Origin of the sequence: Azospirillum halopraeferens DSM 3675, assembly GCF_000429625.1 — a bacterium.
Classification (GTDB): Bacteria; Pseudomonadota; Alphaproteobacteria; order Azospirillales; family Azospirillaceae; genus Azospirillum; species Azospirillum halopraeferens.
The window spans coordinates 333,146-345,579 of the sequence record NZ_AUCF01000006.1; the positions used below are offsets into that span (position 1 = coordinate 333,146).

General features: G+C 71.6%; 19 protein-coding genes. 11 read left to right on the top strand and 8 right to left on the bottom strand.

The genetic code is table 11. The annotated features are described in order from the left end of the window. The first annotated feature begins 5 nt into the window (after positions 1-5). A complete protein-coding gene (locus G472_RS0109445; RefSeq protein WP_029008192.1) occupies positions 6-434 on the top strand; it encodes a PilZ domain-containing protein in 429 nt (142 codons plus the stop codon). Here G472_RS0109445 and G472_RS0109450 read toward each other — a convergent pair. From G472_RS0109450 to G472_RS0109460, 3 genes are all read right to left on the bottom strand, one after another. Continuing rightward, the gene (locus G472_RS0109450; protein ID WP_035691684.1) at positions 371-832 is read right to left on the bottom strand and encodes a hypothetical protein; all 462 of its coding nucleotides are present in this window, start codon (positions 830-832) and stop codon (positions 371-373) included. The genes G472_RS0109445 and G472_RS0109450 overlap by 64 nt on opposite strands. Before the next feature lie 75 nt (positions 833-907). Beyond that, positions 908-1,795 carry a chorismate mutase gene (locus tag G472_RS36940; protein WP_051340613.1) on the bottom strand — a complete coding sequence of 296 codons (888 nt, stop codon included), beginning with the start codon at positions 1,793-1,795 and terminating at the stop codon, positions 908-910. 74 nt (positions 1,796-1,869) lie between these two features. Next, positions 1,870-2,187: a hypothetical protein gene (locus tag G472_RS0109460; protein ID WP_156927054.1), complete on the bottom strand. Its 318-nt coding sequence runs from the start codon at positions 2,185-2,187 to the stop codon at positions 1,870-1,872. A gap of 160 nt (positions 2,188-2,347) precedes the next feature. Between G472_RS0109460 and folK the strand changes: the two genes are divergently transcribed. Then, a complete protein-coding gene (gene folK / locus G472_RS0109465) occupies positions 2,348-2,854 on the top strand; it encodes a 2-amino-4-hydroxy-6-hydroxymethyldihydropteridine diphosphokinase (protein ID WP_029008195.1) in 507 nt (168 codons plus the stop codon). A gap of 6 nt (positions 2,855-2,860) precedes the next feature. Here the strand turns inward: folK and G472_RS0109470 are convergent, their stop codons facing one another. Next, entirely contained in the window at positions 2,861-3,142 is a 282-nt protein-coding gene (locus tag G472_RS0109470; protein WP_029008196.1) for a hypothetical protein, read from the bottom strand. Between the two features lie 47 nt (positions 3,143-3,189). Beyond that, positions 3,190-3,396, bottom strand: coding sequence for a hypothetical protein (locus tag G472_RS0109475; RefSeq protein WP_029008197.1), 207 nt, complete (start codon positions 3,394-3,396; stop codon positions 3,190-3,192). A gap of 272 nt (positions 3,397-3,668) precedes the next feature. On the opposite strand from G472_RS0109475, the gene G472_RS0109480 reads away from it, so the two are divergent. Beyond that, positions 3,669-4,064: a tunnelling fold family protein gene (locus G472_RS0109480; RefSeq protein ID WP_051340614.1), complete on the top strand. Its 396-nt coding sequence runs from the start codon at positions 3,669-3,671 to the stop codon at positions 4,062-4,064. A gap of 198 nt (positions 4,065-4,262) precedes the next feature. Continuing rightward, positions 4,263-4,445 carry a hypothetical protein gene (locus G472_RS32175; RefSeq protein WP_035691686.1) on the top strand — a complete coding sequence of 61 codons (183 nt, stop codon included), beginning with the start codon at positions 4,263-4,265 and terminating at the stop codon, positions 4,443-4,445. 80 nt (positions 4,446-4,525) lie between these two features. Here the strand turns inward: G472_RS32175 and G472_RS0109490 are convergent, their stop codons facing one another. From G472_RS0109490 to cueR, 3 genes are read right to left on the bottom strand one after another with little or no spacing between them, the layout of a single operon-like run. After that, positions 4,526-4,729: a heavy-metal-associated domain-containing protein gene (locus G472_RS0109490; protein ID WP_029008199.1), complete on the bottom strand. Its 204-nt coding sequence runs from the start codon at positions 4,727-4,729 to the stop codon at positions 4,526-4,528. A gap of 44 nt (positions 4,730-4,773) precedes the next feature. Next, a complete protein-coding gene (locus tag G472_RS0109495) occupies positions 4,774-5,883 on the bottom strand; it encodes a divergent polysaccharide deacetylase family protein (RefSeq protein ID WP_029008200.1) in 1,110 nt (369 codons plus the stop codon). Beyond that, complete coding sequence (cueR, locus tag G472_RS32180; RefSeq protein WP_051340615.1) at positions 5,883-6,323, bottom strand: Cu(I)-responsive transcriptional regulator; 441 nt, start codon at positions 6,321-6,323, stop codon at positions 5,883-5,885. The genes G472_RS0109495 and cueR overlap by 1 nt, the downstream gene beginning before the upstream one ends. A 399-nt stretch (positions 6,324-6,722) precedes the next feature. Here cueR and floR point away from each other — a divergent pair, with 399 nt between their 5' ends. The 7 genes from floR to G472_RS0109535 all read left to right on the top strand — a co-directional run. Then, positions 6,723-7,937 carry a chloramphenicol/florfenicol efflux MFS transporter FloR gene (floR, locus tag G472_RS0109505; RefSeq protein ID WP_029008201.1) on the top strand — a complete coding sequence of 405 codons (1,215 nt, stop codon included), beginning with the start codon at positions 6,723-6,725 and terminating at the stop codon, positions 7,935-7,937. A 303-nt stretch (positions 7,938-8,240) separates the two neighbouring features. Further along, positions 8,241-8,945: a glutamine amidotransferase gene (locus tag G472_RS0109510; RefSeq protein WP_029008202.1), complete on the top strand. Its 705-nt coding sequence runs from the start codon at positions 8,241-8,243 to the stop codon at positions 8,943-8,945. Beyond that, on the top strand, positions 8,942-9,658 hold the full coding sequence (locus G472_RS0109515; protein WP_029008203.1) for an MOSC domain-containing protein: 717 nt from the start codon (positions 8,942-8,944) through the stop codon (positions 9,656-9,658). The genes G472_RS0109510 and G472_RS0109515 overlap by 4 nt, the downstream gene beginning before the upstream one ends. A 42-nt stretch (positions 9,659-9,700) precedes the next feature. After that, positions 9,701-10,291, top strand: coding sequence for an anthranilate synthase component II (locus G472_RS0109520; protein WP_029008204.1), 591 nt, complete (start codon positions 9,701-9,703; stop codon positions 10,289-10,291). Next, complete coding sequence (trpD, locus tag G472_RS0109525; protein ID WP_029008205.1) at positions 10,288-11,340, top strand: anthranilate phosphoribosyltransferase; 1,053 nt, start codon at positions 10,288-10,290, stop codon at positions 11,338-11,340. The genes G472_RS0109520 and trpD overlap by 4 nt, the downstream gene beginning before the upstream one ends. Then, positions 11,337-12,134, top strand: coding sequence for an indole-3-glycerol phosphate synthase TrpC (gene trpC / locus G472_RS0109530; RefSeq protein ID WP_029008206.1), 798 nt, complete (start codon positions 11,337-11,339; stop codon positions 12,132-12,134). Before trpD ends, trpC begins: the two co-directional genes overlap by 4 nt. A gap of 14 nt (positions 12,135-12,148) precedes the next feature. After that, the coding region (locus G472_RS0109535) for a GNAT family N-acetyltransferase (RefSeq protein ID WP_029008207.1) at positions 12,149-12,434 on the top strand (286 nt) is incomplete at its 3' end.

A 12,434-nucleotide genomic window follows, 5' to 3' on the forward strand; every position in this document is an offset into this window, starting at 1 on the left:
TTGCGATGCTGCGACGGTTCTTCGGTCTGTCCTCCGACCGGCGCCGCGACCGCCGCTTCGACGCCGGCGGCACCCGACTGGTCTGTCACGGACACCGCTTTCCCGTTGCCGACCTGTCCCTGGGGGGTCTGCGGGTGCGCCATCCCCCGCCGGCACTGCGCGTCGGACAGACGGTGGACATCACGCTGGACCTGCCGATGCCCGGCCGGCCGCTGAGCGTGCACGGTCGGGCGCTGGTGGTCCGCGTGTCCCGCGACGAGTTCGCGCTGCGCTTTGCGACGGCCGAACACCACCTGATGCGGGTGCTCCACTACGTCATCGGGATGCTGACACCGCTGGACGGACTCCCCGCCGCAGGCCGCGGCGGGGTTCAGCGCGCCGCCGGGGCCGGAGCGACGCAGTTGCGCAGGATCGGGGCGCAATCCGGCAGATAGGCGCCGGCCGGATAGGTCACGCCCCGGACCACGTCGCCCTGCAGGGTGACGTTCGCCTGGCAGCCGCCCCGCGCACCACCGCCCCCGCCGAACAGGGGGAAGCCCAGCCCGACGCCGACGCCGACGCCGCCGCTGCTGCCGCCCGCCACGCCGATGCTGGTGGACGGGCCGCCGCGGCCATAGGCCGGCGGTGCCACGTAGGTGTAGTACTCGGTCCCGTTGGCCACCGCCTGGCGCTCCGGCACGCCGGCGCAGGACAGGAGGTGCGCCTTGGGCATGCCGACCATCGTCGTCTGCGCCCGCTGCACCAGCGCCGCGTCCTCGGCGCCCGTCGCGCAGGCCGCCAGCACCAGAACCGGCAAGCCCGCCACCGCCGCCGCTCGCATCACCCTGTTCATGGCCCTCTCCGGCGTGATCGTTGCTTCATCTGGAAAACCCCGGTGCGCGGCACCGGTTCCGCTCCGCCCCCACCGTCAGCGCGGCAGCGGCACGGCGTAGCGTCCGATAACGGAGACCCGCACCACCGGCCCCGCTGCCCCGCCGTCGCCCGGCGGCGCACCCTCCGCCTCGACCAGGAGGCCGGTGGTGGCGCCGTCCGCCACCCGCGCCAGCACCGACGCGCCGCGCCAGCCCAGGGATTCCAGTGCCGTCGCCACCGCTCTGTCCGCCGCGGCGCCGGTCGTTTCGACCACCAGCAGGGTGCGGTCATCGCCGGACGGATCGGCCTCGTAGGGAGCCAGTACGAATCCGGTGGCGGCGACGTGCCCCGGTGCCGGCGGCAGGAACGGCAGGCGCGCCACCACCTGCAAGGCCGGGGCAGCATCCCCCTGCGCCGCGAGATCGCGCCACCACGTCCCGTTGCCGTCCAGCGCCAGCACCCCGACATCGGCGCCGCCGGCGGCGATGAGGGCGCCGAGCGCCGCCGCGGAGTCGGCGGCCACCAGCGCTGTGCCGGAGCCGAAATAGGCAGTGGCCAGCGCGTAGGGCTCCACCCCGGCCCCGGCGTGGGCGACGCGGAAATCGGTTTGCAACCCGATGGAGGAAGCGATGATCTCCTGCCAGATCCGCCACGCCGCCGCGTCGGGCAGCGGACCGTCGTTGCGCTCGGCCAGGCGGCGCAGCAGTGCCGCCTGGCGTCCGGGGCGATAGACGGGGCCCTGCCCGTCCTTCTTCGCGGCTGCGACCTCCAGACTGATGCCGGACCGGCGGTTCAGCAGCTCCAGCAGCCCGTGGTCGACCGCGTCGATGTCCTTGCGGATCTCCGACAGGGGCCGCGGCGTCTGCGCACCGGCCGGTGCGGCGACGACGGGCGCGAGCAGGCAAAGCGCCAGGACGGCGGCGGGGGTCGGGATGCGCGGCATGGAACCTCGGTGGCGGACGGGCGGGACGGCCGCCAACCTACCACCGGGCGCCAGAGCCCGCTACGATCCGGGCGTTACGAACCGCCGGGGGTTTCGCCCTCCACCAGGCCGACACCGCCACCGTAATCGACGCAGTCATAGAAGCCGGCAATCCCCTCGCCCGGCAGCAGCACCCCCGGCCGCCCGGAATACCCGACCCGGGGGCGCTCATCCCCCATGCCAAGCTCATGCCGATCCAGCAGGCCATCGTTGTTGGCGTCGACGAAGCCATAGGTGTCGCAGCCGGCCGCCACCGGGCCGGGGCCGCGGTCAGCGGGGGCATCGGCGCAGGCGGTCAGGCCGAGCAGCGCCGCCCCGGCGGCCAGGATCGTCAAACGTGTTGCCGCGATCACGTGCGCCTCCATTCCGTGCAGAGCCGAATGTTCCGTCAAACGGCCGGAGCGGGGCGCCGGTTCCCGGATACTGCCAACGGGTCGCAGCGGTTGACGAAGCGGGCGTCGCAGCCGTATGCGAAGGGCCGCCGCATCCGGCCCGCCGCAGGAGCACCCCGCCATGAGCGACAGCGCCGCCATCCCCGTACACCTCGCCCTCGGCAGCAATCTCGGCGACCGGGATGCCAACCTGCGGGGCGCCATCGCCCGGCTGGAGGCCGGCGGCGTGCGCGTCACCGCGCGGTCGCGGGTGTACGAAACGGCACCCATGTACGTCACGGACCAGCCGGCGTTCCTCAACATGGCGCTGGCGGGGGAGACGGCGCTGGCCCCGCCGGACCTGCTGGCCCTGTGCAAGCGCATCGAGGCGGATCTGGGGCGCCGGGCCGGCGGCGTGCGCTTCGGCCCGCGGGAGGTGGACGTGGACGTGCTGTTCTACGGCGACCGGGTGATCGACGCGCCGGACCTGACGGTGCCCCACCCGCGCATGGCGGAGCGGGCTTTCGTGCTGCGTCCGCTGGCCGACGTCGCGGCTACGCTCCACCACCCGGTTCTTGGCCGCACGGTGGCGGAGCTGCTGGCCGACGTCCCCGGCGCCGACACCGTGCAGCCCCGCAACGGCGGCTGATCGGGCTTACAGAAAGCGCCACTGCCCCGTCAGCGCGTGGTAGCGGCGCATCAGCCGGGCGTAGGCGGCCAGGCAGACGGCGAGCAGCAGCCCGCCGAAGATGTCATAACCCGATCCGGTCGCCGCCAGCAGCACCAGCGCGGTGATTGGCAGGGAGCCGGCGCAGATCCGCAGGTTCTTCAACACCTGTGCGGCTTCGCGCCGACGGTAGGTTTCGGCGATCAGGGCCGCGTCCGCCGCCTCGTCGGCCGTACTCCCGGTCGTTCGCTGCTCGCCGGCCGTGTCCACCGTTCCCTCCTTCGCGCCGGCGCGGGGTACCGGTATGACCCGCGCGCTCATTCGCACCACCGCGCCAGGGTCGCGTCAATCTCCGCCCCGCTGGCCACCCGGTACCGTTCCCGGAAGGCGGAGGCGCGCTGGCAGCGCCTGTTGCCGTCGCCATCGACGAAGATGACGTGACCGGCCGACGCCTCGGAAACGCGCACGGCGCCTTCGACATAGTTGGAGCGCGGAGCATACCAGCGATGACGCGCGATCTGCACGGCAAACCTCCTTTTCGGCACGGGCCGCCGGGTGCGGCGGCTACTCACGGTCATATACGCAAAGATCCGGGGTTGGTTCCCGACATTTCCATTCCTGGCATACCAGATCCCGAATGCATTATTCAAGCCTTGCGCAGCAGCCCACCTCCCCGCAAATCGCATGGCGCCCCCGCGTCCGGCCGCGGCGGGTGGCATTCGCGGGGTCATCGGCTATACTGCCGCCCCTCGAGACGATGCGGCCCCCGGGGGCCGTCATCCGGGAGACCCGTTCCTTGGCCGATGACCGTGACCTCCGCCGTGCCGCCGCTCCCGTCGGAGGCGCCACCTACACCATTTTCCTGCGCGATTTCGCAGCACCGGTGGCGGAGCGGGGACGGGAGGGGCGCCGGGTCGCCCGCATCACCATCGAACTGACCGTGCAGCACCCCGGCGCCGGCTTTCCCGACGACATCACCGCCGTCATGTCCTATGAGGACATCGTGCAGGACCTGCGCGACCTCTGCGCCCGCACCCCGGTCGCCGGCCCCGGCGATCTGGCGGAGCGGGCGGCGGCCCTCTGCCTGTCCCGATCGCGGGTGCACCGCGCCGGCGTGGAGGTGGAGATCGGCGAGAACGAGGGCGGCGTCGCCGTGACCCGCGCACGGCCGGCGCAGCACGGGCCGGAGTGATCCGACGGCCGACCGGATGCGCAGATCGTCTAGGCCGTTCGTCGAGGCATACACACCGAAGCGCCGGCTCCGGTTAGCCAAAGCGTTAGTGACAGAGATTTGCGCGCGTTGGTAGTATCGCTCCGGACGCTCCGGTGCGGAAGGGGGACATCAAGAATCGCACCCGCCGGCGGCGCCCTATGCCGTGGGAGGAAAGGCATGGACCAGATGCAGACGCTCACCCAACACACGCCCACTCTGGCCGAGATGCTGGACGACCCGATCGTCGTCGCCGTGATGCGCCGCGACGGGATCAGCCGCGAGCACGTGGTGGATCTTATCGCGCGGGTCCGCCGCAACCTGCGTGACCGGCACCTGCGCAGCGAGTCGCTGGCAGCCTGAACGGCGCCTTACGGCACGCAAACGAAAGGCGTCCGGCGGTCCCCGCCGGACGCCTTTTTCGTGCCGTTCGGCAACCGCGCTCAGGCGGCCTTGCCCCGGAAATCGAAGCCGGCGCTCTCCACCGCCCGCTGCACCTCGTCATCGGACGCGCCGTCGACCGCCACCGTTCCCGACGGCAGGTCCACCTCCACCCGCGCCTGCGGCACCAGTTTCACGATGGCGTTGGTCACCGAGCGGGCGCACCCGCCGCAGGTCATGCCGTCGACCCTGAACGTCTCTGCCATGGGACTACTCCTCTTCCGGTGGTGTGATCGGTTGGTATTTGGAATTACTCGCAGGCGCAGCGGGCGCGCACGACGGCGCTGAGCGGAACCAGCACGAAGCCGCGCCGCCGCATCTCGGGAATCCACCCGGCCAGGGCGGCCAGGGTAGCGTCATGGGGATGGCCGATGGCGATGGCGGTGCCGGTGGACCGCGCGATCGCCTCCGTCCGGGCGAGCTGGGCTTGCACCGCCTCGACGGTGCGGGTGTTGTCCAGGAACACGTCGCGCCCGGCGGACGGCATGCCCAGCCCGCGGGCGATGTCGGGCCCGACCGTGTCGGGCGTGGTGCGGCTGTCGAGCCACAGCAGGCCGCGCCGGTGCAGTTCCGCCAGCACCGGGGCCATGCCCGCGCGGTTGGCGGTGAAGCGGCTGCCCATGTGGTTGTTCACGCCCACATAGCCGCCGAACGCCGCCAGGGCCCGATCGAGCCGCTGCACGATCTCGTCCGGCCGGAGCGACACCAGCAGGGCTCCGGGACCGGGGTCGGCGGGGCCGCCGGGCTCCATGGGCAGATGCACCAGCAGCTCGTGGCCGGCGGACCGGGCCGCGGCGGCGCGGCGCGGCAAATCGGTGGCATAAGGCAACCACGCCAGCGTCAACGGACCCGGCAATGCCGCGGCGCGGTCGGAGCGCTTCACGTCGACGCCCATGTCGTCGATGATGATGGCGATGGCCGGCCGGCCGTCGATCGCCGGGGCCGGTACCGCATGGCGTCGCCAGGCGGGAACGCCTCCCGGTATCGGAACCGGAAGGACGGCCGGCGGCCGCAGCACGACGGGCTCCGGCAGGACCGAGGGCGGAAGGGGCGGCGGTGCCGGTGCCGCGCGCACCGGCGGCGGCGCCTCGACCACGGGCTCGGCCGGAGCAGGGTTGTCCGGCGCGGTCGGAGGCGGCGCCGGCGCAACACGAGGCGGAGCCGGGACGGCAGCCACCGGCGCGGCAGGCACGGCGACCGCCACCGCGGCCGGGGTGTTCGGCGCGGTCGGGGCGGAGTCCCGCAGCGACGCCACCAGGAGGGCAAACCCGAAGACCGCGGCCACTGCCACCAGCGCCAGCAGGATGGGGGCGACCGTCACCCCGGTGCCGGCTTTGCGCCCGCCGCGACGCCCGGCCATCAGCCTGCCTCCCCCTCCGGACGGCAGCACGCCGCGGCGATGCCGAGGCGTGCGGGATCGGCAATGCCGTCGAGGATCGGGCAATCCGGCCGGCCGTCGCCGGCGCAATGGTCCACCAGGTGCTGGAGCGTGCCGCGCATGCTGCGCAGTTCCGTGATCTTGGCGTCGATGTCCGCGATGTGCTGCAGGGCCAGGGCCCGCACGTCGGCGCTGGCCCGCCCGCGGTCGTTCCACAGGGTGAGCAGCGCCCCCACCTCCTTGACCGAAAACCCCAGCGAGCGCGCGCTCTGGATGAAGCGCAGCGTCGCCACGTCGCGCTCGCCGTAGACGCGGTAGCCCGCGGCGGTGCGCCCGGCCGAGGGGATCAGGCCGACGCTCTCGTAATAGCGGATGGTCTTCGCCGGCACGCCGGAGCGCTGGGCGACGGTACCGATGTTCATGGCGGGTTCCGACGGTCCGATGGGGCGCCGCGACGGCGGCGCGCCACGATGCGCACACTGCGCCTTCCAGCGGCGGGAAGGTCAAGCCCCTTTTGCGGCCCGGAGGTCGCGTTCCGTTCGGGGCCTCGCCGCGTTCACCCTGCCGCACGTGTACGAGTTCCTGGATGCGGAGCGTTGAAGCGGGTATGCTGTGCGACCCGTTGGACTTCCCCCGCGAGAGATCCCGGTCGATTCGTAATTTTATCAGCATGAGGTCATCGGCATGGGAGCCGGCAAGTCGGCAGACAAGTAAGCCGCAACAACAAACATCGTTGTTGCGGCGTTCTGTAAAGGCCAATCCCACCTGATTGCTGACGAGCAGACGCCGCCCGGTAACTCCAATCGAGCGGTCGATTCGTCATGACCACCACACGCCCCGCGTGGGCTTACACCCTGCCGTCAGCACTGCTGCTGATGGCTCCCTTCGACATCCTCGCTTCGCTGGCGATGGATATCTACCTGCCCGTCGTTCCGGCCATGCCCGGCATCCTGAATACGACGCCGTCCGTGATCCAACTCACGTTGAGCCTCTACATGGTGATGCTCGGCGTGGGACAGGTCGTCTTCGGACCGATTTCGGATCGCATCGGACGACGGCCGGTCCTGCTTGCGGGCGGAGCGGTTTTCCTCGTTGCGTCTCTCGGAGCGGCGTGGTCATCAACTGCCGCAGCCTTTGTCGCTTTCCGTCTGCTTCAGGCCGTCGGCGGGTCAGCCGCGCTGGTGGCGACGTTCGCGACGGTTCGGGACGTTTATGCCGGTCGGCCCGAAGGCGTCGTCATCTATGGCCTTTTCAGTTCGATGTTGGCCTTCGTGCCTGCCGCTGGCCCCATCGCCGGCGCGTTGATCAGCGAGTTTTTCGGGTGGCGGTCAATATTCGTCGCGCTGTCCTTACTGATGTTACCCGCACTTTTGAATGCCGGCTTTCGGTGGCACGAAACCCGCCCGTTGGACCTGGCGCAAACACGCCGATCCGCTTGGCCGATATTCGCAAGCCCGGCGTTCTGGGTTTACACGGCCGCCTTTAGCGCCGCCATGGGAACCTTCTTTGTCTTCTTCTCGACAGCACCCCGCGTGCTCATAGGTCAAGCCGGCTATTCCGAGATCGGATTCAGTTTGGCTTTCGCGACCGTGGCACTTGTCATGATCGTGACAACCCGTTTTGCGAAGTCCTTTGTCGCCGGATGGGGCATCGCAGGGTGCGTGGCGCGCGGGATGGCGCTGCTCGTTTGCGGTGCGGTCCTGTTGGGGATCGGCGAGTTTTTCGGCTCGCCATCGTTCCTCAGCTTCGTCCTGCCGATGTGGGTTGTCGCAGTCGGTATTGTCGTCACGGTGTCCGTTACCGCGAATGGCGCTCTTGCACAGTTCGACGACATCGCGGGATCGGCGGTCGCGTTCTACTTCTGCATTCAAAGCCTGATCGTCAGCATCGCCGGAACACTGGCGGTAACGCTGCTGGACGGCGACACAGCGTGGCCCGTGGTCCTTTTCGCCACGGCGATGGCCATACCGGTATCGGCCGGTCTGGCGCTGCTTCGATCCCGAGGGGCCGGCGCCGAGAGGTCGCCGGTCGTCTGAGCTACCGCCGGCATGCGGACCACTCGTCATCGCGGTCTCGTAAACGGCGGTATCCTGTCCGGCAGGATACCGCCCATCCTCCTTGTTCCGTTCATTGCTGTTGCCGAGCACCCGCAGATCCGGTACGCGGCCATGACGCTCGACGTCCGCCGGCCGAGCGTCAACCCGCATGTGAAAGCGCTTGAGGCCTTCGTCCGGGTCGAAGACGATCTCCTGCATCATCCGGCCCATCGGAAATCGCGGAACCGGCCGGATGACCGGTACCGCAAGCGCCATCCTCCTTCAATATCCGGGAGCCCGCCCATGCCGCGCACCGCCATCGCCCTGCGCCACGTCCCTTTCGAGGACCTCGGCACCTTCGAATCGGTGCTCACCGCTGCCGGCTATGCGGTGCGTTACCATGACGCCGGCGTGGACGACCCGGCGGCGCTGGATGCACTGCGGCCGGACCCGGTGATCGTCCTGGGCGGACCGGTCGGCGTCTACGAGACGGACGCCTATCCCGTCCTGGCGCAGGAACGCGCGTTCCTGCGGGCGCGCCTGGAGGCCGACCGCCCGACCTTCGGGATTTGCCTTGGCGCCCAGTTGATCGCCGCGGCGCTCGGCGCGGCCGTCGCCCCGACCGGCACGCCGGAGATCGGCTTCGCGCCCCTGACGCTGACCGGGGCCGGCGCGAACAGTCCCCTGCGCCACCTGCGCGACGTCCCGGTCCTGCACTGGCACGGCGACATGTTCGAGGTGCCGGACCACGCGGAACGGCTGGCCGAAACGCCGGCCTGCCGCAACCAGGCGTTCCGGATCGGCACCAACGTGATGGCCGTGCAGTTCCATCCGGAGGCGGACGCGGCCACGGGGTTCGAGCGGTGGCTGATCGGCCACGCCCGGGAACTGGCCGACGCCGGCATCGACCCCCGGCGGCTGCGCGCCGAGGCCGGCCGCCACGCCGCAGGGCTGCGCGACGCCGGCCGCGCCATGTTCGCCGAATGGCTGGGGAGCCTGCGCCCGTGACCGTCTCCCTGAAGGCCCTGCTGGTCGGCACCGTCGCGCCGCTCGGACCGGCCGCGGTGCCGAGCGGCATCGCCAAGCACCCGCTGCTCGTTCCGGTCCGGCTCGGCCGCGAGGGATTCGCCGGGGATGCCCAAGGGGACCGGCGGCACCACGGCGGGCCGGACAAGGCGGTGCACCACTATCCCTTCGACCATTACCCGGCGTGGCGGGGCGAGATCGGCGACCGCGCCGTGCTCGACCGGCCCGGCGCCTTCGGCGAGAACCTCTCGACCCTCGGCCTGACCGAGGCCGACGTCGCCATCGGCGACATGTTCCGGCTCGGCACCGCGGTCATCGAGGTCAGCCAGGGCCGCCAGCCCTGCTGGAAGCTGAATCACCGCTTCGCCGTCGCCGACATGGCCCTGCGGGTGCAGCGCAGCGGCCGCACCGGCTGGTACTGCCGCGTCGTGGAGGAGGGCACGGTTGGCCCCGGCGATTCCCTGCGGCTGCTCGACCGGCACGCGCCGGACTGGACCGTGGAGCGGCTCCGGCGGTTGCTGTACGTGGACCCGTTCGACCGCGACGCCCTCGCCGCCATGGCGGCTCTGCCCCGTCTGGCCGAGGGCTGGCGCCGCCTGGCCGCGCGCCGCCTCGCCACCGGCGCCGTGGAGGACCAGACGGAGCGCCTGTCCGGTCGCGCCGCGGCGCTGGAAATCCGCCCCCCGGCCGGTTAGGGTAACCCCCCGTGAACGAGGCCGGAACGGCGGATCGCTGCCATGCTGCTCCTGATCGATAATTACGACAGCTTCACCTACAACCTCGTCCATTACCTGGGCGAGCTGGGGGCCGAGGTGGTGGTGCGCCGGAACGACGCCCTCACGGTCGCCGAGGCGATGGCCATGAAGCCCGACGGCATCGTCCTGTCGCCGGGCCCCTGCGATCCCGACAAGGCCGGCATCTGCCTGCCCCTGATCGCCGCGGCGGAGCGGACGCGCATGCCGCTGCTGGGGGTGTGCCTGGGCCACCAGGCCATCGGGCAGGCGTTCGGCGGCAACGTGATCCGCGCACCGCAGCCCATGCACGGCAAGGTCGACAACATCCTGCACGGCGGCAAGGGCGTGCTGGCCGGCCTGCCCTCGCCGTTCCGCGCCACCCGCTACCATTCGCTGGTGGTTGAGCGCGGCAGCCTGCCGGACTGCCTGAAGGTGACGGGAGAGACCGCCGACGGGCTGATCATGGCGCTGATGCACAAGGAACTGCCCATCCACGGCGTGCAGTTCCACCCCGAGAGCATCGAGAGCGAGCACGGCCACGCCATCCTGCAAAACTTCCTGAACGCCACGCGCCCGCTGGAGACCGCCGCATGAGCCAGCCCGTTTCCGGCGACCTCTCCGACATGAAGGCGATCCTCGCCCGCGTCGCCGCCGGCCGGCGGCTGAGCGAGCAGGAGGCGGGGCTGGCCTTCGACATCATCATGTCGGGCAACGCCACGCCCTCGCAGATGGGCGGCTTCCTGATGGCGCTGCGGGTGCGCGGCGAGACGGTGGACGAGATCGCCGGGGCGGCGCGCGTCATGCGCGCCAGGGCGGTCCCGATCGAGGCGCCGCCGGGCACCATCGACACCTGCGGCACCGGCGGCGACGGGGCCGGCACCTACAACATCTCCACCGCCGCCGCCCTGGTCGCCGCCGCCTGCGGCGTGCCCGTCGCCAAGCACGGCAACCGCGCCATGTCGTCCAAGTCGGGCGCCGCCGACGTGCTGGCCGCCCTGGGCGTCAACCTGGACTGCGACATGGCCCTGGTGCGCAAGGCCCTGTGGGAGGCCGGCATCGGCTTCCTGATGGCGCCGCGCCACCACCTGGCCATGCGCAACGTCGGCCCGACCCGGGTCGAGTTGGGCACGCGCACCGTGTTCAACCTGCTGGGCCCCCTGTCCAACCCGGCCGGCGCCAAACGCCAGCTCCTCGGCGTCTACGCCGCGGAGTGGGTGGAGCCGCTGGCCCACGTGCTGAAGCGCCTGGGGTCGGACAGCGCCTGGGTGGTGCACGGCTCCGACGGGCTGGACGAGATCACCACCACCGGGCCGACGCGGGTGGCCCAGCTCCGCCACGGCGAGGTGACGGTGTTCGAGGTGGACCCGCAGGACGCCGGCCTGTTCCGCGCCTCCCCCGAGGCGCTGAAGGGCGGCGATGCGGAGACCAACGCCGCCGCCATCCGCGAGCTGCTGGACGGCGCCACGGGTCCTTACCGCGACATTGTGCTGCTGAACGCCGCCGCCGCGCTGGTGGTCGCCGGCAAGGCTGACGACCTGCGCGGCGGCGCCGACCTCGCCCGCCACGCCATCGACGGCGGCGGTGCGCGCGACGTGCTGCGCCGCCTGGTCGCCATCACCAACGAAACGGTTTCCGCCGCATGAGCGACGTCCTCACCCGCATCTGCGACGACAAGCGCGCTCTGGTCGCCGCCCGCAAGTTCGCCCGCCCCGCGGCCGACGTGGAGGCGCTGGCGCGCAACGCTCCGCCGCCGCGCGGCTTCGCCGCCGCCCTGACCCGCGCGGTGGCCGAGGGCCGCTACGGCCTGATCGCCGAGATCAAGAAGGCCAGCCCGTCCAAGGGAATCATCCGCGCCGACTTCGACCCGCCGGCGCTGGCGCGTGCCTACGCGCTGGGCGGCGCCACCTGCCTGTCCGTGCTGACCGACGAGCCCTATTTCCACGGCCGGGACGAGTATCTGGTGGCGGCCCGCGCCGCCGTACCTCTGCCGGTGCTGCGCAAGGACTTCATGGTCGACACCTACCAGGTGGCGGAGGCGCGGGCGCTGGGCGCCGACTGCATCCTGCTGATCATGGCCGCCCTCGACGACGCCCGCGCGGCCGACCTGGCCGCCGCCGCCCGCCACTGGGGCATGGACGTGCTGGTGGAGGTCCACGACCGCCCGGAACTGGACCGCGCCCTCACCCTGGACGCCGACCTGATCGGGGTGAACAACCGCAACCTCAAGACCCTGTCCATCGACCTGGCGACGACGGAGGATCTGGCACCGCACGTTCCCGCCGGCCGCACCCTGGTGGCGGAGAGCGGCCTGAACGGCCCCGCCGATCTTGCCCGCATGGCCGCCGCGGGGGCGCGCTGCTTCCTGGTGGGCGAATCGCTGATGCGGCAGGACGACGTGGCGGCCGCCACGCGCGCCCTGTTGGCGCCCCCGGCGTGACGGAGGCCACTCCCATGGACTCCTGCGTAATCGCCGCGGAAAGCCCGCTCACGCCCGAGGTCGTGCGACTGATCGCCGACCTGGACGACCACCTCAACGCCCTCTACCCGGCGGAGGAGAACCACCTGCTCGACCCGGCCACGCTGGCGGCGCCCGACGTCCGCTTCTTCGTGGCGCGGCGGGACGGGACGGCGGTGGGGTGCGGCGCGCTGCGCGTCGACGACGCCGCCGGCTACGGCGAGGTGAAGCGCATGTACGTGCACCCCAACGCGCGCGGCGCCGGCATCGGCCGGCGGCTGC